Origin of the sequence: Pseudomonas sp. DP-17 (assembly GCF_022380625.1) — a bacterium.
Lineage (GTDB): Bacteria > Pseudomonadota > Gammaproteobacteria > Pseudomonadales > Pseudomonadaceae > Pseudomonas > Pseudomonas nitroreducens_A.
Window position 1 is genome coordinate 211,386 of sequence record NZ_JAKSXG010000008.1, and the last position, 22,291, is coordinate 233,676.

19 protein-coding genes are annotated in these 22,291 nt (G+C 63.7%); 8 read left to right on the plus strand and 11 right to left on the minus strand.

What is annotated here, in order from left to right; translation table 11 throughout:
* Window positions 1-200: 200 nt before the first annotated feature.
* The 5 genes from mnmE to rpmH form a co-directional block, all read right to left on the minus strand.
* Window positions 201-1,568 carry a tRNA uridine-5-carboxymethylaminomethyl(34) synthesis GTPase MnmE gene (gene mnmE / locus MJ122_RS13915; protein WP_239744558.1) on the minus strand — a complete coding sequence of 456 codons (1,368 nt, stop codon included), beginning with the start codon at window positions 1,566-1,568 and terminating at the stop codon, window positions 201-203.
* 106 nt (window positions 1,569-1,674) lie between these two features.
* On the minus strand, window positions 1,675-3,423 hold the full coding sequence (yidC, locus tag MJ122_RS13920) for a membrane protein insertase YidC (RefSeq protein WP_239744559.1): 1,749 nt from the start codon (window positions 3,421-3,423) through the stop codon (window positions 1,675-1,677).
* Between the two features lie 2 nt (window positions 3,424-3,425).
* Window positions 3,426-3,674 (minus strand): membrane protein insertion efficiency factor YidD, encoded by a 249-nt coding sequence (gene yidD, locus MJ122_RS13925; RefSeq protein ID WP_015479779.1) that lies wholly within the window; start codon window positions 3,672-3,674, stop codon window positions 3,426-3,428.
* Entirely contained in the window at window positions 3,667-4,074 is a 408-nt protein-coding gene (gene rnpA, locus MJ122_RS13930) for a ribonuclease P protein component (protein WP_026079029.1), read from the minus strand. Before rnpA ends, yidD begins: the two co-directional genes overlap by 8 nt.
* A gap of 14 nt (window positions 4,075-4,088) precedes the next feature.
* Window positions 4,089-4,223 (minus strand): 50S ribosomal protein L34, encoded by a 135-nt coding sequence (gene rpmH, locus MJ122_RS13935; RefSeq protein WP_003100258.1) that lies wholly within the window; start codon window positions 4,221-4,223, stop codon window positions 4,089-4,091.
* Window positions 4,224-4,743: 520 nt separating this feature from the next.
* On the opposite strand from rpmH, the gene dnaA reads away from it, so the two are divergent.
* Genes dnaA through gyrB form a run of 4 tightly spaced genes read left to right on the plus strand, consistent with a single transcriptional unit; the run spans window position 4,744 to window position 10,945 of the window.
* Entirely contained in the window at window positions 4,744-6,276 is a 1,533-nt protein-coding gene (gene dnaA / locus MJ122_RS13940) for a chromosomal replication initiator protein DnaA (protein WP_239744560.1), read from the plus strand.
* A gap of 29 nt (window positions 6,277-6,305) precedes the next feature.
* Window positions 6,306-7,412 (plus strand): DNA polymerase III subunit beta, encoded by a 1,107-nt coding sequence (dnaN, locus tag MJ122_RS13945; protein ID WP_017518853.1) that lies wholly within the window; start codon window positions 6,306-6,308, stop codon window positions 7,410-7,412.
* Between the two features lie 9 nt (window positions 7,413-7,421).
* Window positions 7,422-8,531, plus strand: coding sequence for a DNA replication/repair protein RecF (recF, locus tag MJ122_RS13950; protein WP_239744561.1), 1,110 nt, complete (start codon window positions 7,422-7,424; stop codon window positions 8,529-8,531).
* On the plus strand, window positions 8,528-10,945 hold the full coding sequence (gyrB, locus tag MJ122_RS13955) for a DNA topoisomerase (ATP-hydrolyzing) subunit B (protein ID WP_239744562.1): 2,418 nt from the start codon (window positions 8,528-8,530) through the stop codon (window positions 10,943-10,945). The genes recF and gyrB overlap by 4 nt, the downstream gene beginning before the upstream one ends.
* A 70-nt stretch (window positions 10,946-11,015) precedes the next feature.
* Here the strand turns inward: gyrB and MJ122_RS13960 are convergent, their stop codons facing one another.
* The 4 genes from MJ122_RS13960 to glyQ all read right to left on the minus strand — a co-directional run bounded on the left by MJ122_RS13960 (window position 11,016) and on the right by glyQ (window position 15,428).
* Window positions 11,016-11,789: a lysophospholipid acyltransferase family protein gene (locus MJ122_RS13960; protein WP_239744563.1), complete on the minus strand. Its 774-nt coding sequence runs from the start codon at window positions 11,787-11,789 to the stop codon at window positions 11,016-11,018.
* A 13-nt stretch (window positions 11,790-11,802) separates the two neighbouring features.
* Window positions 11,803-12,333 (minus strand): D-glycero-beta-D-manno-heptose 1,7-bisphosphate 7-phosphatase, encoded by a 531-nt coding sequence (gene gmhB, locus MJ122_RS13965; RefSeq protein WP_239744564.1) that lies wholly within the window; start codon window positions 12,331-12,333, stop codon window positions 11,803-11,805.
* A 93-nt stretch (window positions 12,334-12,426) separates the two neighbouring features.
* On the minus strand, window positions 12,427-14,481 hold the full coding sequence (glyS, locus tag MJ122_RS13970) for a glycine--tRNA ligase subunit beta (RefSeq protein WP_239744565.1): 2,055 nt from the start codon (window positions 14,479-14,481) through the stop codon (window positions 12,427-12,429).
* Window positions 14,481-15,428 carry a glycine--tRNA ligase subunit alpha gene (glyQ, locus tag MJ122_RS13975; RefSeq protein ID WP_088420661.1) on the minus strand — a complete coding sequence of 316 codons (948 nt, stop codon included), beginning with the start codon at window positions 15,426-15,428 and terminating at the stop codon, window positions 14,481-14,483. The genes glyS and glyQ overlap by 1 nt, the downstream gene beginning before the upstream one ends.
* A 191-nt stretch (window positions 15,429-15,619) precedes the next feature.
* Between glyQ and MJ122_RS13980 the strand changes: the two genes are divergently transcribed.
* Entirely contained in the window at window positions 15,620-16,174 is a 555-nt protein-coding gene (locus MJ122_RS13980) for a DNA-3-methyladenine glycosylase I (RefSeq protein WP_088420659.1), read from the plus strand.
* On the opposite strand, the gene xrtQ is transcribed toward MJ122_RS13980, so the two are convergent.
* Complete coding sequence (gene xrtQ, locus MJ122_RS13985) at window positions 16,171-17,511, minus strand: exosortase Q (RefSeq protein ID WP_239744566.1); 1,341 nt, start codon at window positions 17,509-17,511, stop codon at window positions 16,171-16,173. The two genes, MJ122_RS13980 and xrtQ, sit on opposite strands and share 4 nt — an antisense overlap.
* Window positions 17,508-19,499 (minus strand): VIT domain-containing protein, encoded by a 1,992-nt coding sequence (locus MJ122_RS13990; RefSeq protein WP_239744567.1) that lies wholly within the window; start codon window positions 19,497-19,499, stop codon window positions 17,508-17,510. Before MJ122_RS13990 ends, xrtQ begins: the two co-directional genes overlap by 4 nt.
* 157 nt (window positions 19,500-19,656) lie before the next feature.
* Between MJ122_RS13990 and MJ122_RS13995 the strand changes: the two genes are divergently transcribed.
* From MJ122_RS13995 to MJ122_RS14005, 3 genes are all read left to right on the plus strand, one after another.
* Window positions 19,657-20,544: a lysophospholipid acyltransferase gene (locus MJ122_RS13995; protein WP_088420863.1), complete on the plus strand. Its 888-nt coding sequence runs from the start codon at window positions 19,657-19,659 to the stop codon at window positions 20,542-20,544.
* A gap of 97 nt (window positions 20,545-20,641) precedes the next feature.
* A complete protein-coding gene (locus MJ122_RS14000; protein ID WP_239744568.1) occupies window positions 20,642-21,955 on the plus strand; it encodes an Nramp family divalent metal transporter in 1,314 nt (437 codons plus the stop codon).
* Window positions 21,956-22,012: 57 nt separating this feature from the next.
* Window positions 22,013-22,279, plus strand: coding sequence for a PilZ domain-containing protein (locus MJ122_RS14005; RefSeq protein WP_026079032.1), 267 nt, complete (start codon window positions 22,013-22,015; stop codon window positions 22,277-22,279).
* Window positions 22,280-22,291 lie beyond the last annotated feature (12 nt).

Genomic DNA, 22,291 nt, shown 5'->3' on the forward strand with positions numbered 1-22,291 from the left:
TTAACCTATCTGTACGTGACTTTTCCACAGGGTTCATCGAGGCCTGTGGAATATCAGATTTCAGCCCTGTAAGCCCCATATGAAGGGTATCTCTGAGAAATTCCGGCTGTGGATAGATACCTGGGACCAAGATCGCCGGGCAGCAGGAGGCACGGTGGCGAGACGGACCCGTCACCGGTCGGGGAAAACAGCGTTGTGGATTACTTGCCGATGCAGAAGCTGGAGAAGATGCGTCCCAGCAGGTCGTCCGGCGTGAAGGCACCGGTAATCTCGCCCAGCGCCTGCTGGGCCTGACGCAGGTCTTCGGCCAGCAACTCGCCTGCGCCGCTCAGGGTGAGCTGTGCGCGGCCGTGCTCGAGGCTTTCACCTGCCTGGCGGAGCGCTTCCAGATGACGCCGGCGAGCGCTGAAGCTGCTCTCTGCGGTCTGTTCGAAGCCCATGCAGGCCTTGAGGTGCTCGCGCAGCAGATCCAGTCCATTGCCGGAACGGGCGGACAGAGTGATTGTGACGTGGCCGTCGGCGCTTTCTTCGAGCCCGATGTTCTCTGTGGATAAATCCGCCTTGTTGCGAATCAGCGTCACGTGCGCCGGGTCCGGGCGGCTGTCGAGGAATTCAGGCCACAGCGCGAAGGGATCGCTGGCCTCTGGGGCAGTGGAGTCCACCACCAGGAGGACGCGATCCGCCTCGTTGATGGCTTTCAGCGCACGCTCCACGCCAATCTTTTCCACATGGTCATCGGTACTGCGCAGGCCGGCGGTATCGATGATATGCAGTGGCATTCCGTCGATGTGGATATGTTCGCGCAGCACATCGCGGGTGGTGCCGGCGATGTCGGTGACGATGGCTGCTTCACGCCCTGCCAGGGCATTCAGCAGGCTGGATTTGCCGGCGTTGGGGCGACCGGCGATCACCACGGTCATGCCGTCGCGCAGCAGCGCACCCTGGCCCGCCTCGCGCAGTACCGAAGCCAGTTCGGCGCGCACCGCATCCAGTTGCGAAAGAACGTGGCCGTCGGCGAGGAAGTCGATTTCTTCCTCGGGGAAGTCGATCGCAGCCTCGACGTACATGCGCAGTCCGATCAACTGGTCGGTCAGGCTGTGCACCCGTTTGGAGAACTCGCCCTGCAGCGAGCGCACGGCATTGCGTGCGGCCTGGGCTGAGCTGGCTTCGATGAGGTCGGCAATGGCCTCGGCCTGGGCGAGGTCGAGCTTGTCGTTGAGGAAGGCGCGCTCGCTGAACTCGCCGGGGCGGGCCTGGCGCGCGCCCAGTTCCAGGCAACGCTGCAGCAGCATGTCCATGACCACCGGGCCGCCATGGCCCTGAAGCTCGAGGACGTCTTCACCGGTGAAGGAATTCGGGCCGGGAAAGTACAGCAGCAGGCCTTCGTCGATGACGTCGCCGTCATCGGCGTGGAATGGCCCGTAGTGGGCATAGCGAGCTTGAGGCTCCCGGCCGCTCAGCGTAATGGCCATGGCGCGCGCACGGGGACCTGAGACGCGGACGATGCCCACCCCACCCCGGCCCTGGGCGGTGGCGACGGCGGCGATGGTTTCACGGGCTGCATTCATGTCGGCGGTCTCGCGGTGGTTGGCGTGGCTCGCGGGTAAGCAAGTTATCCACATAGCAAAACGCCCCACGAGGGGGCGTCTTGTCGATCGGTGTCAGGCTGCGATATCAGGCGGAAGCCTTCTTCGCGGCAGCCTCGATCCGACGGGTAATGTACCACTGCTGGGCGATGGACAGGCAGTTGTTCACAACCCAGTACAGGACCAGACCGGCCGGGAACCACAGGAAGAAGAAGGTGAAGATGATCGGCATCAGCTTCATCACCTTGGCCTGCATGGGGTCCGGCGGCGTCGGGTTGAGCATCTGCTGAACCAGCATGGTGGCGCCCATGATGATCGGCAGGATGAAGAACGGATCCTTCACCGACAGGTCGACGATCCAGCCCAGCCACGGGGCCTGGCGCATTTCGACGCTTTCCAGGAGCACCCAGTACAGCGAGAGGAAGACCGGCATCTGCACCAGGATCGGCAGGCAGCCGCCCAGCGGATTGATCTTCTCCTTCTTGTACAGCTCCATCATCGCCTGGGACATCTTCTGGCGATCGTCGCCATGCTGCTCCTTCAGGGCAGCCAGTTTCGGCGACACGGCGCGCATGCGGGCCATGGAGCGGTAGCTGGCGGCGGACAGCGGGAAGAAGGCCAGCTTGATGACGATGGTCAGGAGGATGATCGACCAGCCCCAGTTACCGACGAGGTTGTGGATATGTTGCAGCAGCCAGAAGATCGGCTGGGCAATGAACCACAGCGGGCCGTAGTCGACGGTCAGTTCCAGGCCCGGGGACAGTTCCTTCAGGTACGCCTGCAGTTTCGGGCCGGCATACAGGGTCATGCTGGTTTCGCCCTTGGCACCCGGTGCTACGGTCAGGTTGGGACCGGTGTAGCCGACGATGTAGTTGCCCTGGGCGTCCTTGCGGGTCATCACGCTGTGGGTATCGCCCTTGGCGGGAACCCAGGCGGTGACGAAGTAATGCTGCAGCCAGGCTACCCAGCCACCCTGGACGGTTTCCTTGAACTGTTCCTTGTCCATGTCCTTCATGGACACTTTCACGTAGGGCTTTTCAGGGGTCCAGACCGCGGCGCCGAGGTAGGTCGAAACGCCGGTAGCGGTGGTGGAGGACGGGTCGACACTGGCGTCACGCTTGAGCTGGGCGAACAGCGACGCGTTCCACGGTTTGTCGCTCTGGTTGTCGATCAGGTAGGTCACGCCGACCTGATAGGCATTGGGGTTGATGCACTCGAGCTTCTTCTGGGCCTTTTCCTTCTCGGTGCAGTCGTTTTTCAGGCCGCGGTGGAAGGTGAAGCGCTTGATGTAGCTGACGCCGTCCTGTGCATAAGTCAGATCGACGACCATCTGGTCCTGGCCGTCGGCCAGTTCGTAGACGGGCTTGGCCGAGGCGTACAGCGGGCGACCGCTGGCGGCGGCGTCCGGGCCGTTGGCGCCGGTCAGGCCGCTCTGGGCCAGGTAGGTGCGCTGGTTGTCACGTTCGAACAGCGGGAACGGTACATCAGGGTGGTCCTGGCGCAGCGGGTACTGGGTCAGGCCGAGCTTGATCACGTCGCCACCGCGCGGGTCGATGGTCAGGTCCAGGACATCGGTCTTCACGCGGATCAGCTGTTCGCTGGCGGCGGCCGGTTTCTGCTCGTTGGGCAGGCTGGCCTGGGCGTTCTGCGTGGTGGGTACGTCGGCGTTGGCTGCATTGCCGGCAGGCACGGAAGTGTCCGGCAGGCCCTCAGTCTGATTGAAGGTCGCGGTCTGTGCCGGCAGTTCGGGCTGGCCGTAGTCCTTGTTCCACTGGAGTACCAGCGCATAGGACACGATTGCCAGGGCGACGAATAGGATTGAACGTTTGATGTCCATGGTTACTCGGCCGTCGAGGAAGGGGCGGGCTTGGAAGGATCTGGCGGTACCGGATCGTAGCCACCGGGATGCCAGGGGTGGCAGCGGCCTAGGCGACGAGCGGCCAGCCAGCCACCACGCAGGAAGCCATGGGTTTCGATGGCTTCCTGCGCGTAGCAGGAACAGCTGGGGTAGAAACGACAGTGCCTGCCCATCATGGGACTGATGGCGTAGCGGTAAAACTGGATCAGCAACAGCGCCAGTCTACGCATGGGAACTGTCGGCCACTCCCGGAGATTCTGTCGAAGGTTCCGGGCTGGGCCGGTTGCGCAACAGACGTTTCCAGAGCTTGCCGAACTGCTGATGCAATTCTTCATTCTCCAGATCGCCGAGGCCTTTACGCGCGATCACCACGATATCCAGGCCAGCCAGCTTCTGCTGGTTGTGGCGGAAGGATTCACGAAGAAGGCGTTTGAGGCGGTTGCGCTCGACGGCGAGCTTGACGTTCTTCTTGCCGATCACCAGGCCCAGACGGGGGTGATCGAGACCGTTTTCGCGCGCCAGCAGCAGGATGTGCTTGCCGGGAACCTTGGAGGTGGGGGAGTCGAAGACTGCTGTGAATTGCCGGGCTGTCAGAAGACGTTTATCCCGGCTGAAATCTCGACTCACCACCTGGGTCTGACAAATCAGACGGTCAGACGCTTACGGCCCTTGGCGCGACGACGCGACAGAACCTGACGACCGTTCTTGGTGGCCATACGAGCGCGGAAACCGTGCACGCGAGCGCGCTTGAGAGTGCTGGGTTGGAAAGTACGTTTCATGATTCGGTACCTGGGTTTAACGACATGAGGTCGCAGTGACCCCGTTTAAAGAGACCGGCGATTCTAGTGAAATCAGGCGGTCAGGTCAATTTCCAACCAGACCCGGATACAAAATCTATAAAAAGGAGGGAAATTTCTTTTTAAGAGATTGAAGCGATGATTATGTTTAGGTCGGCGGACACCTGTGCATAACTCGGTTCGGGCCTTTGAACAGGCGGCCCGGGGCAAATGATAACCCTGTCGGAAAGGGGTGCGGTGCTTGTGTGGAGACGGTTGGAAAGCTGGGTATGGAATGCGGTTTTTTCCACAGGGATTTTTTCCACAGGAGCATCACCAGGGTATTCCCCTGCCCCATCAAGCTGTTATCCACAAGGTTCATGACGCTATTACCCGACCGCCGGTAAAATCATTAACACCTTGATTTTGCTTGCATCCCGGCGCGCTTAACTGTGGATAAGTTGGTCCGGTGGGGATACAATAGCCGCCTGTTTCGCTTTGCGACTTCTTTTGGGGGATATCCGTGTCCGTAGAACTTTGGCAGCAGTGCGTGGAGCTTCTGCGCGATGAGCTGCCGTCCCAGCAATTCAACACCTGGATCCGGCCTCTGCAGGTCGAGACCGAGGGTGAGGAGTTGCGCGTCTACGCACCCAACCGCTTTGTACTCGACTGGGTCAACGAGAAGTACATGGGGCGCCTGCTGGAATTGCTGGGGGAGCGTGGCAATGGCCAGATTCCAGCGATTTCGTTGCTGATCGGCAGCCGCCGTAGCCGCACGCCGCGCCCTGCCCTGGTGCCGACGCCGCAAGTCAACGTAGCTCCGGTCGCGCAGCCCGTCGCGGCCCCTGCTCCTCCTGCTGTTCCCGCGCCGGTTATGCTGTCGGTTGCCGAGCCTCAGCCGATTCAGGTCGCGCCGGTTCAGGCCATTGCTGATCTGGACGAGTCCAGTCCGGGCATTGATCCGCTGGCCGCGGCCATGCCGGCGGCTGCCGTGCGTACCGAACGCAATGTCCAGGTAGAAGGTGCGCTCAAGCACACCAGCTATCTCAACCGCACCTTCACCTTCGAGAACTTCGTCGAGGGTAAATCCAACCAGTTGGCCCGCGCGGCGGCCTGGCAGGTGGCGGACAATCTCAAGCACGGTTACAACCCGCTCTTCCTTTATGGGGGCGTCGGCCTGGGCAAGACCCACCTGATGCATGCGGTGGGCAACCATCTGCTGAAGAAAAACCCCAATGCCAAGGTTGTATACCTGCATTCGGAGCGTTTCGTCGCCGACATGGTGAAAGCGCTGCAACTCAACGCCATCAACGAATTCAAACGTTTCTACCGCTCGGTCGATGCGCTGTTGATCGACGACATCCAGTTCTTCGCCCGCAAGGAGCGTTCCCAGGAAGAGTTCTTCCATACCTTCAACGCCCTTCTCGAAGGCGGCCAGCAGGTCATCCTGACCAGCGACCGCTACCCGAAGGAAATCGAAGGCCTGGAAGAGCGCCTGAAATCGCGCTTCGGCTGGGGGCTGACTGTGGCGGTGGAGCCGCCGGAGCTGGAGACCCGCGTGGCGATCCTGATGAAGAAGGCCGAACAGGCCAAGGTGGAGCTGCCGCACGACGCCGCGTTCTTCATCGCCCAGCGTATCCGCTCCAACGTGCGTGAACTGGAAGGCGCTCTCAAGCGGGTGATCGCCCACTCCCATTTCATGGGCCGGCCCATCACCATCGAACTGATCCGCGAGTCGTTGAAGGACCTGCTGGCCCTGCAGGACAAACTGGTCAGCATCGACAATATCCAGCGCACCGTCGCCGAGTACTACAAGATCAAGATCGCCGACCTGCTGTCCAAGCGCCGCTCGCGCTCGGTGGCCCGTCCGCGCCAGGTTGCCATGGCACTCTCCAAGGAACTGACCAACCACAGCCTGCCGGAAATCGGCGTGGCCTTCGGCGGTCGGGATCACACCACGGTGCTGCACGCCTGTCGTAAGATCGCTCAACTCAAGGAATCCGACGCGGATATCCGCGAGGACTACAAGAACCTGCTGCGTACTCTGACCACCTGACGCAGCCTCACGAGGCAAGGGACTAGACCATGCATTTCACCATTCAACGCGAAGCTCTGTTGAAACCCCTGCAGCTGGTCGCTGGCGTCGTCGAGCGCCGCCAGACGCTGCCGGTTCTTTCCAACGTCCTGCTGGTCGTAGAAGGCCAGCAACTGTCGCTGACCGGTACCGACCTGGAAGTCGAGCTCGTAGGTCGCGTCACTCTAGAAGATGCTGCCGAGCCGGGCGAAATCACCGTGCCGGCGCGCAAGCTGATGGATATCTGCAAGAGCCTGCCCAGCGACGCCGTGATCGACATCCGTGTCGACGAACAGAAGCTGCTGGTGAAAGCAGGACGCAGCCGCTTCACGCTGTCCACCCTGCCGGCCAATGACTTCCCCACCGTGGAAGAAGGCCCGGGGTCGCTGACCTTCAGCCTGGTGCAGAGCAAGCTGCGCCGTCTGATTGATCGCACCAGCTTCGCCATGGCCCAGCAGGACGTTCGCTACTACCTGAACGGCATGCTGCTGGAAGTAGGCGGCGGCACCCTGCGCGCTGTCGCGACCGACGGTCACCGCCTGGCCATGTGCTCGCTGAGCAACGGCGTGCCGGAAGCGCAGGATCGCCACCAGGTGATCGTGCCGCGCAAGGGCATCCTCGAACTGGCTCGCCTGCTCACCGAACAGGACGGCGAGGTTTCCATCGTTCTCGGCCAGCACCACATCCGTGCGACCACCGGCGAGTTCACCTTCACCTCCAAGCTGGTGGACGGCAAGTTCCCCGATTACGAGCGCGTACTGCCCAAGGGCGGCGACAAGCTGGTGCTGGGCGATCGCCAGGTGCTGCGCGAAGCGTTCAGCCGTACTGCGATTCTGTCCAACGAGAAGTACCGCGGTATTCGCCTGCAGCTCTCCAATGGCCTCCTGAAAATCCAGGCTAACAACCCGGAGCAGGAAGAGGCGGAAGAAGAAGTGCAAGTCGACTACAACGGCGGGAGCCTGGAAATCGGCTTCAACGTCAGTTATCTGCTGGACGTCCTCGGTGTCATGGGTACCGAGCAGGTGCGCATGATCCTTTCCGACTCCAATAGCAGTGCGCTGCTGCAGGAAGCGGACAACGACGATTCTGCCTACGTCGTCATGCCGATGCGCCTCTGACGCGTATCGATGTCCCTTACCCGCCTTTCGGTCACTGCGGTGCGGAATCTGCACCCGGTGACCTTCTCCCCCTCTCCCCGCATCAACATCCTCTACGGCGAAAACGGCAGCGGCAAGACCAGCGTGCTGGAAGCCATCTACCTGCTCGGCCTGGCCCGCTCCTTCCGCAGCATGCGCCTGCAGCCTGTTATCCAGTACGAAGAACCGGCCTGCACCGTTTTCGGTCAGGTACGCCTGGGTAACGGCTTCGATAGCAGCCTGGGGGTTTCACGTGATCGTCAGGGCGAATTCCAGATTCGTATCGACGGGCAGAACGCGCGCAGCGCTGCTCAGCTTGCTGAAACCTTGCCGCTCCAGTTGATCAATCCGGATAGTTTTCGCCTGTTGGAAGGCGCGCCGAAGATTCGCCGGCAGTTCCTCGATTGGGGAGTGTTCCACGTGGAACAACGCTTCATGGTTGCTTGGCAGAGGTTGCAGAAGGCCCTGCGGCAGCGGAACTCGTGGCTTCGACATGGTAAACTGGACGGTGCTTCGCAGGCTGCTTGGGACCGCGAATTGTGTGCGGCGAGCGATGAAATCGATGCGTATCGACGGTCCTATATCCAGGCTCTCAAGCCACAGTTTGAGCGGACTCTGGCCGAGTTGATCCAGATCGATGATCTGACGCTCAGCTACTACCGGGGCTGGGACAAGGATCGTGACCTGAGCGAAGTGTTGTCGACCAGTCTGATGCGTGATCAACAGATGGGACACACCCAGGCGGGGCCGCAAAGGGCGGACCTGAGAATTCGCCTGGGAGGGCACAACGCCGCGGAGATTCTTTCCCGCGGACAACAGAAACTGGTGGTCTGCGCATTGCGGATCGCCCAGGGGCATTTGATCAACCAGTCCAAACGCGGCCAATGCGTTTATCTGGTCGATGACCTCCCCTCCGAATTGGATGAGAAGCACCGGTTGTCTTTGTGCCGGCTTCTCGAAGATCTGGGTTGCCAGGTATTCATCACCTGCGTCGACCCGCACTTATTGAAAGACGGCTGGCAAACGGAAACGCCGGTGTCGATGTTCCACGTGGAACATGGGCGCGTCTCTCAGGACACTACCATCGGGAGTGAAGAATGAGCGAGAACACCTACGACTCTTCCAGTATCAAGGTACTGAAGGGGTTGGATGCCGTACGTAAGCGTCCGGGCATGTACATCGGTGATACCGACGACGGCACAGGCCTGCACCACATGGTTTTCGAGGTCGTGGATAACTCGATCGACGAAGCGCTGGCGGGCTATTGCAGCGAGATCAGCATCACCATTCACACCGATGAATCCATCACTGTGCGCGACAATGGCCGCGGGATTCCAGTGGATATCCACAAGGAAGAAGGGGTTTCCGCGGCCGAGGTCATCATGACCGTCCTTCACGCCGGCGGTAAGTTCGACGACAACAGTTACAAGGTTTCCGGCGGTCTGCACGGCGTGGGTGTGTCGGTGGTGAACGCGCTTTCCCACGAGCTGCGCCTGACCATCCGCCGCGAAGGCAAGGTCTGGGAACAGGTTTATCACCACGGCGTGCCGCAGTTCCCGCTGCGCCCGGTCGGCGATACCGATGGCTCTGGCACCGAGGTGCACTTCAAGCCGTCCCCGGAAACCTTCCACAACATCCACTTCAGCTGGGACATCCTGGCCAAGCGGATCCGTGAGTTGTCCTTCCTGAACTCCGGCGTCGGCATCGTCCTGCGTGACGAGCGCGCCGGCAAGGAAGAGCTGTTCAAATACGAGGGTGGCCTGCGCGCTTTCGTCGAATACCTGAACACCAACAAGACCGCGGTGAACCAGGTTTTCCACTTCAACTGCCAGCGCGAAGAAGACGGCGTCGGCGTGGAAGTCGCCCTGCAGTGGAACGACAGCTTCAACGAGAACATCCTCTGCTTCACCAACAACATTCCCCAGCGTGACGGCGGTACCCACCTGGCGGGCTTCCGCTCCGCCCTTACCCGTCACCTGAACAACTACATCGAGCAGGAAGGTCTGGCGAAGAAGTTCAAGATCGCCACCACCGGCGACGACGCCCGCGAAGGTCTGACCGCCATCATTTCGGTAAAGGTGCCGGATCCGAAGTTCAGCTCGCAGACCAAGGACAAGCTGGTTTCCTCGGAGGTAAAGACCGCCGTGGAACAGGAGATGGGCAAGTACTTTGCCGACTTCCTGTTGGAGAACCCGAACGAAGCCAAGGCCGTGGTCGGCAAGATGATCGACGCCGCTCGCGCCCGTGAGGCCGCGCGCAAGGCCCGTGAGATGACCCGTCGCAAGGGCGCGCTGGACATCGCCGGCCTGCCGGGCAAGCTCGCCGACTGCCAGGAGAAGGACCCCGCCCTCTCCGAACTGTACATAGTGGAAGGTGACTCCGCGGGCGGTTCTGCGAAGCAGGGCCGTAACCGCAAGACCCAGGCGATCCTGCCGCTCAAGGGCAAGATCCTCAACGTCGAGAAGGCTCGTTTCGACAAGATGCTGTCCTCCCAGGAGGTCGGCACGCTGATTACCGCGTTGGGCTGCGGTATCGGTCGCGAGGAGTACAACATCGACAAGCTGCGTTACCACAACATCATCATCATGACCGATGCTGACGTCGACGGTTCGCACATCCGTACCCTGCTGCTGACCTTCTTCTTCCGTCAGCTGCCGGAGCTGGTCGAGCGCGGCTACATCTATATCGCCCAGCCGCCGCTGTACAAGGTCAAGCGTGGCAAGCAGGAGCAGTACATCAAGGACGACGTGGCCATGGAAGAGTACATGACCCAGTCGGCCCTCGAGGAAGCCAGCGTGCACGTCAACGAAAGCGCTCCGGGTCTGTCCGGCGAAGCGCTGGAGAAGCTGGTCAACGAGTACCGCGGCGTCATGCGCACCCTTTCCCGCCTGTCCCGTCTGTACCCGCAGGACCTGACCGAGCACTTCATCTATCTGCCGCGTATCGAGGCCGACAAGCTGGGTGACGAGGCCACCATGCAGGCCTGGATAGAGCAGTTCCAGGCACGCCTGAAGGCTGTCGAGAAGTCCGGCCTGACCTACAAGGTCAGCCTGCGCGAAGACCGCGAACGTCACGTGTGGCTGCCGGAAGTCGAAATGGTCGCCCACGGCCTGTCGAACTACGTCACCTTCAACCGCGACTTCTTCGCCAGCAACGATTACCGCGCGGTAACCGAGTTGGGTGGCAAGCTGAACAGCCTGTTGGAAGAAGGCGCGTACGTGCAGAAGGGTGAGCGCAAGAAGAGCGTCAGCAGCTTCAAGGAAGCCCTGGACTGGCTGATGACCGAAGGCACCAAGCGCCACAGCATCCAGCGATACAAGGGTCTGGGCGAGATGAACCCGGATCAGCTGTGGGAAACCACTATGGACCCGAACGTGCGCCGCATGCTGAAGGTGACCATCGAGGATGCCATCGCTGCCGACCAGCTGTTCAACACCCTGATGGGCGACGCAGTGGAGCCGCGCCGCGACTTCATCGAAAGCAACGCCCTGGCGGTGTCCAACCTGGACGTTTGATGCTGTTCAGATATAGCCAGGCAAAAAGAAAGGGCCCTTCGGGGCCCTTTCTTTTTGTCTGAGGAAAGTATCAGGAGGCTTCGGCTACCGCCTGAGGCGCCGAGCCCGCGGACAGCTCGCCCATATCGCGCAGCGCCTGGATGACCCAGTTCTCGGCGCGCTGGTTCAGCTCGGTGATGGCGCGTGCGCCCTCCCCTTCAGCGTACATCGCCGGGCCGATCACCACCTGGATGGTGCCGGGGTATTTCGCCCAGCCGTTCTTCGGCCAGCAGTGCCCGGCGTTGTGGGCGATTGGCAGTACCGGCAGGTTGGCGTTGACCGCGAGGGAGGCGCCGCCGCGGGAGAACTTGCCGATCTGGCCGGTGGGAACGCGGGTACCTTCCGGGAAGATCAGGACCCAGGCGCCCTTCTTGAGGCACTCATCGCCCTGCTTGGCGATCTGCTTGAGGGCCACCTTGGGTTGTTCACGGTTGATGGCGATGGGCTTGAGCAGCGCCATGGCCCAGCCGAAAAAAGGCACGAACAGCAGCTCGCGTTTGAGCACCAGAGCCAGCGGCTCGAAGTAGCCCGTGAGGAAGAAGGTCTCCCAGGTGCTCTGGTGTTTGGCGAGGATCACGCAGGGCTGGTCGGGGATGTTTTCCACGCCCTTGAGTTCGTATCGCACGCCGACCACCCAGCTGGCGAGCCAGACGGCGAACTTGCACCAGGCCTGGGCGATGAAACGGTAGCGCGCGCGGTACGGCAGGAAGGGCGCAATGAGCAGACTGAGGGTGCCCCAGACGAAAGCGCTGGACGACAGCAGCAGGTAGAAGAGAACGGTTCTGATGGCCTGCACTATCGACATGGGAGATGGGTCCTCAGGAAAGAAGTTGGTCGGCTACGGCCGCCAGATCGTCGAATACCAGCGTGCCTTCGGGTAACGGGTTGGTCAGGGTTCGCTCGCCTTTGCCGGTCTTTACCAACACTGGCTGACAATCGACGGCCAGCGCGGCGTCCAGGTCACCCCGGCTGTCACCCACGAACCAGGTACCGCGTAATGCCACGCCGTAGTGCTGGGCAATCTGCAGCAGCATACCGGGTTTCGGCTTGCGGCAGTCACAGCCCTCGTCGGGACCATGGGGGCAATAGACGACAACGCCGAGTTCACCGCCCTGCTCCGCCACCAGTTCGCGCAGGCGCTGGTGCATGCTGTCGAGAATCGCCAGGTCGTAATAGCCGCGGGCGATGCCGGACTGGTTGGTGGCTACGGCCACGGTCCAGCCGGCCTGGCTCAGGCGGGCAATGGCGGTGATCGCGCCGGGAATCGGAATCCACTCGTCGAGGGATTTGATGTAGGCGTCGGAGTCCTGGTTGATGACACCGTCGCGGTCGAGGATCAGTAGCTTCATGCTGGGAAAGTTCACAGGCTTCAAAGTCGGAAATGAAAAAGCCGGGAGTCCGCCACGGCGAACCGTTGCGAACTCCCGGCTTTCAGGCGGGCATCAGCCCAGCAGCGAGATGTCGGCGACGCCGAGGAACAGCCCGCGCAGCTTGGACAGCAGCGCGTAGCGGTTGGCCTTCACGGCGTTGTCGTCTGCGTTGACCAGCACTTCCTCGAAGAAGGCATCGACCGGCGCGCGCAAGGCCGCCAGACGGGCCAGGGCAGCGCGATAGTCGCGAGCCGCGGCCAGCGGAGCCACTTCACCTTCGGCGGCTGCCACGGCGCTGCCAAGTGCCTTCTCGGCGGTCTCGGCGAACAGGCTGGCGTTGACGGCGGCAGGTACTTCGCCTTCGGCCTTGGCCAGAATGTTCGATACGCGCTTGTTGGCGGCGGCCAGGGCCTCGGCTTCCGCCAGCTGACGGAAGGCCTGCACGGCTTGCACGCGTTGGTCGAAGTCCAGCGGCGCGGTCGGTTTGACTGCACGCACAGCCTGGTACACGGCCACGTCCACGCCTTCGTCTTCGTAACGGGCACGCAGACGGTCGAAGACGAAGTCTTGCACCTGCTCGGACAGACCTTCGGCCTTCACCTTGTCGCCGTACTGGGCCACGGCCACGCCGATGGTGTCGACCAGATCCAGATCCAGCTGCTTCTCGATGAGGATGCGCAGCACGCCCAGGGCGGCACGGCGCAGGGCGTACGGGTCCTTGCTACCGGTGGGCAGCATGCCGATACCGAAGATGCCGACCAGGGTGTCGAGCTTGTCGGCCACCGCCACGGCAGCGCCGGTCAGCGTCCCCGGCAGCTCGGCGCCAGCACCGCGCGGCATGTACTGCTCGTTCAGTGCCAGGGCGACGTCCTTGGCTTCGCCACCGGCGGTAGCGTAGTAGTAACCGGCGATGCCCTGCATCTCCGGGAACTCGCCGACCATTTCGGTGGCCAGGTCGCACTTGGAGAGGATGCCGGCGCGCGCCGCGTTGGTAGCGTCACCGCCAATGCGCTCGGCGATGTAGGCGGCCAGCCTGGAAACGCGCTCGGCCTTCTCGTACACGGTGCCGAGCTGGGCCTGGAACACTACGTTCTTCAGGCGGGCGTTGAAGGCTTCCAGCGGCTGCTTCTGGTCCTGCTTGAAGAAGAACTCGGCGTCGGTCAGGCGCGGACGCACGACCTTCTCGTTACCGGAGACGATGTGCTCCGGCGCCTTGCTCTCGACGTTGGCCACGGTGATGAAGCGCGGCAGCAGCTTGCCGTTGGCGTCCAGCAGGCAGAAGTACTTCTGGTTGTCCTGCATGGTGGTGATCAGGGCTTCCTGCGGCACGGCGAGGAAGCGCTCCTCGAAGGAGCACACCAGCGGCACCGGCCACTCGACCAGGGCGGTCACTTCGTCCAGCAGGTCGGCCGGAACCACGGCGGTGCCCTTCTGCTCAGCAGCCAGTTCGGCGACACGCTTGGCGATGATCTCGCGGCGCTCGGCGAAGTCGGCCAGCACGTGGGCGCTGCGCAGGTCTTCCAGGTAGTTGGCCGGGCTGGAGATGCGCACGTTGCCCGGATTGTGGAAGCGGTGGCCACGGGATTCGCGGCCGGCCTTCCTGGTCAGGATCTCGCAGTCGACGACCTCGTCGCCGAACAGCATCACCAGCCACTGGGTCGGGCGCACGAACTCTTCACGGCGGGCCGCCCAGCGCATGCGCTTGGGAATCGGCAGCTCGTTCAGCGAGGTTTCGACGATCCCCGGCAGCAGGCCCACGGCCGGCTGGCCGGCGATGCTCTGGCTGAACTTGAGTTTCGGGCCGCTCTTGTCGATCTGCTCCAGGTCCACGCCGCATTTCTTGGCGAAGCCCAGGGCGGCCTGGGTCGGATTGCCGCTGGCGTCGAAGGCGGCCTGCAGCGGCGGTCCGTCGAGGTTCACGGTACGGTCGGGCTGTTGCACGGCGAGCTGGTCGATCTGCACGGCCAGGCGGCGCGGCGCGGCGTAGCAGCGCGCGGCGACGTAGGTCAGGCCGGCGGCCTTGAGACCCTTCTCGATGCCGGCCAGGAAGGCTTCACCGAGGCTTTTCAGCGCCTTGGGTGGCAGCTCTTCGGTGCCCAGTTCGACGAGGAAATCCTTCGCGCTCATTATTCGGCCTCCTTCAGCTTGGCCAGTACTTCGTCACGCAGTTCGGGTTTGGCCATCGGGAAGCCGAGGCGGGCGCGGGCCTGCAGGTAGCTCTGCGCCACGGCGCGGGCCAGGGTGCGCACGCGCAGGATGTAGCGCTGACGCTCGGTCACCGAGATGGCGCGGCGGGCATCCAGCAGGTTGAAGGTGTGCGAAGCCTTGAGGACCATCTCGTAGGTCGGCAGCGGCAGTTGCAGCTCGATCAGGCGATTGGCTTCGCTTTCGTAGAAGTCGAACAGCTCGAACAGCTTCTCGACGTTGGCATGTTCGAAGTTGTAGGTCGACTGCTCCACCTCGTTCTGGTGGAACACATCGCCGTAGGTGACCTTGCCGAACGGGCCGTCGGCCCAGACCAGGTCGTACACCGAGTCGACACCCTGGATGTACATGGCCAGGCGTTCCAGGCCGTAGGTGATCTCACCGGTGACCGGGTAGCACTCGATGCCGCCGACCTGCTGGAAGTAGGTGAACTGGGTGACTTCCATGCCGTTCAGCCAGATCTCCCAGCCCAGGCCCCAGGCGCCGAGGGTCGGCGATTCCCAGTTGTCCTCGACGAAACGGATGTCGTGGACCAGCGGATCGATGCCGATGGCCTGCAGCGAGCCCAGATACAGTTCCTGGAAGTTTTCCGGGTTGGGCTTCAAGACCACCTGGAACTGGTAGTAGTGCTGCAGGCGGTTGGGGTTCTCGCCGTAGCGGCCGTCGGTAGGGCGGCGGCTGGGTTGCACGTACGCCGCGTTCCAGGTTTCCGGACCCACGGCGCGGAGGAAGGTGGCAGTGTGGAAGGTGCCGGCGCCAACTTCCATGTCATAGGGCTGCAGCACCACACAGCCCTGATCGGCCCAGTATTTTTGCAGGGCGAGGATCAGGTCCTGGAAGGTGGGCACGGCGGGCGTAGTCTGGCTCACGAATTTCACCTGTGCTGGATATGCGACTAAAACCCGGCAGTATACCGCAAGACGCTTGCCGCTTGGGCTTCACAGCGTTTTTTGCGCGACCGTTTACACCCCGGCAAAGCACGAAAATTCGGCCCTATGACTGTATTTTTGTACAGTCCTGCGTCTATAGTCAGGCCTTCCCCTTTTCAAGGACGACCGCCATGCCCCGCTGCTCCTGGTGTAACCACGACCCGCTGTACATCGCCTACCACGATGCCGAGTGGGGCGTGCCCCAGCGCGATGCCCGCGCGCTGTTCGAGATGATCATCCTTGAGGGCGCCCAGGCCGGCCTGTCGTGGATCACCGTGCTGAAGAAGCGCGAGCGTTACCGCGAGGTGCTGTTCGGCTTCGACCCCGAGCGCCTGGCCCGCATGACCGACGAGGAAATCGAAGAGCGCATGCAAGACCCGGGCATCATCCGCAACCTTGCCAAGCTCAAGGCGGCGCGGCAGAACGCCCAGGCCTGGCTGAAGCTCGAGGACCCGGTGACCTTTCTCTGGTCCTTCGTCGGCGGCCAGCCCAAGGTCAACCACTTCAACGGCCACGGCGACGTGCCGGCGGTGACACCCGAGGCCGAGGCGATGAGCAAGGCCCTGCGCAAGGCCGGGTTCAACTTCGTCGGCCCGACCATCTGCTACGCCTTCATGCAGGCCACCGGCATGGTGATGGACCACACCGTCGATTGCGACCGCTACACCCAGCTGACCGGCGCCTAAGGTAGCGGGCTGGCCAGCGTGACGGCCTGCCATGGCCCGGTGGAGCGGCCGGACAGCGCCGACCAGTACCAGGCCGAGGTATCGGAGAAGGACTGGCCCGCAGCGTCCTCGATGTAATCGCAGACCTGCAGGCGTCCGCCGTTGCGCGAGGCCACGAAGCAGCGCTGCAAACCTGTCGCCCCTATCCGCTCGCGCAGTTGCGTCTGCTCGATGCGATAGCCCAGCGCGCGGAAGCAATCCTCCGCCGGGTGCAGCTTGCGCGTTGGCCGCAGTACCTGGCGCAGGACGATGCTGCGCTGGCCATCGGTGAAGCGACCGAGCTGGCCGGGAAAGTCCTCGGCGAAGCGCTGCTCCACCGGCGAAAGCGCCAGCGGCCGCAAGGCGCGACCTTCGAACTGCAGCGGCCATTCACGGGCGACCCGAGCGCGCTCCGACGCGCTGCTAGCCGGCGCCACGAAAGGCCAGAGTGTCGCCAGCAGCAGGGCGCCAAACAGGCTGCCGGTGATGCGCGTCGAAGCGCCAGGCAGCGCAGCTTCGACCGAAGCCGGCAGCGTAAAGGTGCGCCGCCCGACCACCCGGAAAATCATCCCGCAGACCACGACGAACACCAGCAGCCCGACCGCCTCGTGGGCCCAGCCGGGGAACCCGCTCGCGCCGCTCTCGCCCCACACCAGCAGTGTATTGCGCAGGATATTGCCGCCCAGCACCAGCAGTCCCACCAGCGGCAGGCATCGCAGCAGCAGACGGTCCGGCAGGCGCTGCCAGGCCGCCAGCGTGCAGGCGATGAAATAGCCGACCCAGGCCATCTGGATGCCCGAGCAGGGCGCATCGACCATCACCCATTGGCCGTCCACCAGCAATGCACTGCCCTGCCGTTCCACCGACCAGCTGCCCAGGCGCAACAGCCAGGCGCTGACCTCGGCGGTGATGATTCGCAGCGGATAACCGACGAAGAACTGCAGCGAAGACAGCAGCGGCAGCGACAGCACGCCCAGCCCCAGCCACGCCAGCCAGGGTTGGCCGGGGATGCGCAGGCTGAGGATCACCAACAGCAGGGCGAGCACCGAGATCAGCCCGCGCAGCAGCGGTGGAAGGATCGACTGGCAGAGCGCCCCGGCCATCAGCAGCACTGTTGCGACGGCCAGCCAGCGCAGACGCGGTGGCGCGCGCAGGCTGGAGCGGTCGCGCCAAAGCAGCAGTCCGAGCGCCGCCAGCGCAACGATTCCCAGCGGATCGTCCGAGCCATCGCCCAGGCGCCGCGCCGCCCAAAGCCAGCTCGGCCAGGCCGCCAGCGCGGCGAACAGCAGCCAGCTCCACCCGGGCAGGCGGCTGTTCATGCGGCCTTCCTCCGCCACCACCAGCCGCCCAGGGCAGCGAGCAACAACATGCCCCATACGCCCGGCTCCGGCGTACCGGGCACCGTGCTGCCGATGGCGTTGTTGCTCACGCCCTGGGGCATAGGCAGCGGCTGATCGACCGCCTTGCTCGCCTGTGGGTCGGGATTGCGCACCTGCTGGTCGACGGCGATGAACGAGGTGTAGGGCGTGAGCAGCTGGTATTTCAGGCCGAGGTCGAGGATCTGCGAGCTGAACTCGTAGCCGCCGTCGAGCGCCTCCTGGTCTATCAGGCTGGCAAGGCGCTGGCGTGCCCACAGGTGGGCGAGCGCACCGCCGTTGTCGGTCAGGTTGCCGGCGCTGATCGGCAGCCGCACCTGGAACGGGCCGTCGGCAGCGTGGGCCTCGAGGCGCAGCTCGCCGCGCGGCTCGCCCTTCCACTTGCCGAACAGCACCAGCGGGCGATTGGCGAACAGGTCGGGCATTTGCAGCGGTTCCACGTCGTAGACATCGAGGCCTTCGAAGCGGGCCTGGATGCCCTTGAGCAACGGGCTGTCGATCATCCGCCGGAAGCGCTGCGCCGCCTCGCTCGCCTGCGCACCATCGGTCACCACGAAGGGCTCGCCCTGCCCCGCCCGCGCCAGGCCTTCGATCAGGCTGCGGTTCACCGCGCTGCCGATGCCGAAGGCGAACAGGTTGGCCTTGCTCAGGTTTTCGCGCACCAGCTGGTAGGCGCTGCTCTCGATGGTGACGTAGCCGTCGGTCACCACCACGAAGCTGCGCGAGCGCTCCGGGTCGGTGGGCATCGCCAGTGCCTCGCGCAGCGCTGGCATCAGCTCGGTGCCGCCGGCGCCGACCTGGCTGTCCAGCAGGTCGATAGCCAGGCGGACGTTTTCCGGCGTGGCGGCCAGCGAACGCTCCGCCAGCTTGCGGTTGTCGCCGGCGAACAGCAGCAGGTTGAAGGTATCGCTGGGGCGCAGTCGCCCGATCAGGTCGCGCAGCAGGGTTTTCGTGGTGTCCAGCGGGAAGCCGTTCATGGAGCCGGAGACGTCGACCACGAAGACGTAGTCGCGCGGCACGATGAGCCGGGAGTCCGGCGCGCGTGGCGGGGCGACCATGGCGAGGAAGAAGTTCTCCTGCTCGCCGCGCGAGAGCAGCAGGCCGCTCTGCACGGCATCGCCGCCGAGCTGGTAGTCGAGGATGAAGTCGCGGTTGCTGGCGGTGGCCTCATCAGCCGCTATGCGAGCGGTGGCGCGCTGGCCATCCCTCTGGATAGCCAGGCGATGGGAGGGCGAGCTGATCTCGCCGATCTGCACCGGCGCCAGCAGTTCGACCTGCAGGGCGAACTTCGTGGCCGAAGGCTGCCCTGCCGGCAGGTACGGCGACTCGATCCACTGCTGCTGGCCGCTGCCGGATTCATCGCGACCGTTGTAGCGCGGCCCGACCACCGTGGGGAAGACGAACTGGAATTTCCCGTCGGTGGGCACCAGCAGCTCGCTGTAGCGCAGCTCCACCTGCACCACGTCGCCGGGGAGGATGTTGGCGACGTTCATCTGGAACACGTTCTCGCGCTCCTGCTCCAGCAGCGCGGCGGTCTTGCCGTCCTGCTTGGCCTGCTGGTATTCGGCCTTGGCCTTCTGCTTCTCGCGGATCTGCGCCTGGATCACGCGCTCGCCCAGGTGCACGGTCATGCCGTGGACGGCGGCGCGGGTCGAGGCGGGGAACACATAGCGCGCCTCCAGCGGAGTCTTGCCCTGGTTGCGGTACTCCTGGGTCACCGTGACTTCGGCGATGTTGCCCAGCACACGGGCATCCACGCGGGTTGCCTTGAGCGGCAGCGCATCGACCGCCGGGTCGGCATTCTCGACGAAGAAATAGGGGCTGGAGCTGCTGTCATTCAGGGGGCGGTCGTCAGCGGCCAGCGCCGCCAGGCTGGCGCTCATGGCCAGCAGCAGCCAGCACAGCCGTGCAAGGAAGGTGGGGGTGCGCATCGCGGGCCTCCGGGCCAGTGGATCGGATGGCCGCAGGTTGCGCGCGCGCCGTGGGCGCAATGTGCTCGCAGGGTGGAGATTGTGTGGAGCCTCGATGGCGCCCGAAATGCCGGCGCGAGCGGCTACAATGGCCGCCATCTGCTTGAAGGAGTTTTCCGTGGAGAAATTCAAGGGCGCACTGGTGGTGGGCTTCCTGCGGTTGTTCGCCATGCTGCCGTGGCGCGCGGTGGGCGCATTGGGCGCCGGTATCGGCTGGCTGATGTGGAAGCTGCCGAACCGGTCCCGCGAGATCGTGCGGATCAACCTGTCGCACTGCTTCCCCGAGCTGTCCGAGGCGGAACTGGAGAAGCTGGTCGGCCAGAGCCTGATGGACATCGGCCGCACGCTGACCGAGAGCGCCTGTGCCTGGATGTGGTCGCCGCAGAAGTCGCTGCAGTACATCCGCGAAGTGGAAGGCATGGAAGTGCTGGAAGAAGCGCTGGCCTCCGGCGACGGCCTGGTCGGCATCACCAGCCACCTGGGCAACTGGGAAGTGCTCAACCACTTCTACTGCTCCTATGCCAAGCCGATCATTTTCTACCGCCCGCCCAAGCTCAAGGCGGTGGATGACCTGCTGAAGAAGCAACGCGTGCAGCTGGGCAACCGCGTCGCGCCCTCGACGCCCGAAGGCATCAAGAGCGTGATCAAGGAAGTGAAGAACGGCGGCTGCGTCGGCATTCCCTGCGACCCGGAGCCGGACCTGGGCTCGGGCCTGTTCGTGCCCTACCTGGGCACCACGGCGCTGACCAGCAAGTTCGTGCCCTCGCTGCTGTCGCGCGGCAAGGCCCGTGGTGTGTTCTTCCATGCCGTGCGCCTGCCCGATGGCAGTGGCTACAAGGTGATCCTGGAAGCCGCGCCGGCGGACATGTACGACAAGGACATGGAAGTGTCGGTGGCGGCGCTCAGCCGCGAGCTGGCCAAGTACGTGCGCGCCTACCCCAGTCAGTACATGTGGACCATGAAGCGCTTCAAGAAGCGCCCCGAAGGCGAGGCTCGCTGGTACTGACCCGTCCCGCTCAATCGACCCGATAGGCTCGGCGCCCCTGGATTGTTGATGCCGGGGGCGTCAGGCTGAACCTCATCGCTTCCCGGAATCCACTCACATGCTCGGCCTGCCGACCACCGCCACCGCGCCGTTCTGTCCCTCGGAAGTCAAAGGCAGCATCCAGGTCGCGGCCGGCGCGCCGCTGTGGAAGCGCATCCTGCAGTTCGCCGGCCCCGGCCTGCTGGTCTCCATCGGCTACATGGACCCGGGCAACTGGGCCACCGCCATCGAAGCCGGCTCCGGCTTCGGCTACCAGTTGCTGTTCGTGGTGTTGCTGTCCAGCCTCGCCGGGATGGTCCTGCAATGCCTGGCGATGCGCCTGGGCATCGTCACCGGCCAGGACCTGGCGCAGCTCTCGCGCAGCCGCTACAGCCTGGGCACGGCGCGCCTGCAATGGCTGCTGGCGGAACTCTCCATCGTCGCCACGGACCTCGCCGAAGTGCTCGGCTGCGCCCTGGCCTTCCACCTCCTGCTGGGCGTCGACCTGGTCACCGGCGTCATCCTCACCGCTTTCGACACGCTCATCGTGCTCGGCCTCAAGGGCCAGCGCTTCCGTCACCTGGAAGCGATCATGCTCGGCCTGATCGTCACCATCAGTGGCTGCTACCTGGTCGAGCTGATCCTCATCAAGCCCTACTGGCCCGACGTCGCCGCCGGCTTCCTGCCCAGCTGGGACACGGTAACCCAGCGCGAGCCGCTGTACCTGGCGATCGGCATCCTCGGCGCCACGGTGATGCCGCACAACCTTTACCTGCACTCCTCCATCGTGCAGACGCGGCAGGTCAGCGGCAGCAACGGCAAGGCCGCGGCGATCCGCCTGACGCGCATGGACACCGTGGTGTCGCTGAGCCTCGCTCTGATGGTCAACGCGGCGATCCTGATCCTTGCCGCCGCAGCCTTCCACGAGACCGGCAATACCGGCGTCACCGAAATCCAGGACGCCTATCGCCTGCTCGAGCCGCTGGTGGGCACCGGCCTTGCGGCGATCCTCTTCGGCGTTGCGCTGCTCGCCTCCGGGCAGAGTTCCACCTTCACCGGCACCATCGCCGGGCAGGTGATCATGGATGGCTTCCTGCAGATGAAAATCCCCTGCTGGCAGCGCCGCCTGATCACCCGCGCCCTGGCCCTGATCCCGGCGCTGATCGGTGTGGTGATGCTGGGCGACAAGGCCGTAGGCAAGCTTCTGGTGTTCAGCCAGGTGGTGCTCAGCCTGCAACTGCCCTTCGCGCTCTGGCCGCTGATCCGCTTCACCAGCGATCGCGCGCTGATGGGCGAGTTCGCCAATTCCCTGCTGACCCGTGTGCTGGCCTGGGGCTTGTTCTGCGTCATCAGCGCCGCCAATCTCTGGCTGCTCGCGCAACTGCTGGCTTGACCTGACTCACGGGTTTCAGGCCCATTAGTGCGCTGACATTCAGGACGGATGCCATTCATGTCGAATCAAAGGCAGTACCCGCGTACCCCGATGAAATGCCGGATCAAGGTCAGCCATTCCAGCTTCGGCGATGTGTTCGGCCATACCCGTGATCTGTCCGATGGCGGTGTCTACGTGCGCCACGAAGTGCTCGCCGCGCTGCCCGCCGGTACCCGGGTTACCGGTCAGGTGCAGGACATGCCCTTCGATGCGCCGATCCTGGAGATGGAAGTCATGCGCACCGACGCCGAGGGCGCGGGCTTCCGCTTCGTCGGCAATGCCTGATTCGAACCGTTT

Bases quoted from the DNA above. Each gene is read 5' to 3' on its own strand.
- MJ122_RS14000 (WP_239744568.1), top strand. From the start codon at position 20,642: ATGCTCGGCCTGCCGACCACCGCCACCGCGCCGTTCTGTCCCTCGGAA.
- mnmE (WP_239744558.1), bottom strand. From the start codon at position 1,568: ATGAATGCAGCCCGTGAAACCATCGCCGCCGTCGCCACCGCCCAGGGC.
- yidC (WP_239744559.1), bottom strand. From the start codon at position 3,423: ATGGACATCAAACGTTCAATCCTATTCGTCGCCCTGGCAATCGTGTCC.
- MJ122_RS14005 (WP_026079032.1), top strand. From the start codon at position 22,013: ATGTCGAATCAAAGGCAGTACCCGCGTACCCCGATGAAATGCCGGATC.
- MJ122_RS13960 (WP_239744563.1), bottom strand. From the start codon at position 11,789: ATGTCGATAGTGCAGGCCATCAGAACCGTTCTCTTCTACCTGCTGCTG.
- rpmH (WP_003100258.1), bottom strand. From the start codon at position 4,223: ATGAAACGTACTTTCCAACCCAGCACTCTCAAGCGCGCTCGCGTGCAC.
- recF (WP_239744561.1), top strand. From the start codon at position 7,422: ATGTCCCTTACCCGCCTTTCGGTCACTGCGGTGCGGAATCTGCACCCG.
- gyrB (WP_239744562.1), top strand. From the start codon at position 8,528: ATGAGCGAGAACACCTACGACTCTTCCAGTATCAAGGTACTGAAGGGG.
- MJ122_RS13990 (WP_239744567.1), bottom strand. From the start codon at position 19,499: ATGCGCACCCCCACCTTCCTTGCACGGCTGTGCTGGCTGCTGCTGGCC.
- gmhB (WP_239744564.1), bottom strand. From the start codon at position 12,333: ATGAAGCTACTGATCCTCGACCGCGACGGTGTCATCAACCAGGACTCC.
- MJ122_RS13980 (WP_088420659.1), top strand. From the start codon at position 15,620: ATGCCCCGCTGCTCCTGGTGTAACCACGACCCGCTGTACATCGCCTAC.
- dnaN (WP_017518853.1), top strand. From the start codon at position 6,306: ATGCATTTCACCATTCAACGCGAAGCTCTGTTGAAACCCCTGCAGCTG.
- xrtQ (WP_239744566.1), bottom strand. From the start codon at position 17,511: ATGAACAGCCGCCTGCCCGGGTGGAGCTGGCTGCTGTTCGCCGCGCTG.
- yidD (WP_015479779.1), bottom strand. From the start codon at position 3,674: ATGCGTAGACTGGCGCTGTTGCTGATCCAGTTTTACCGCTACGCCATC.
- glyS (WP_239744565.1), bottom strand. From the start codon at position 14,481: ATGAGCGCGAAGGATTTCCTCGTCGAACTGGGCACCGAAGAGCTGCCA.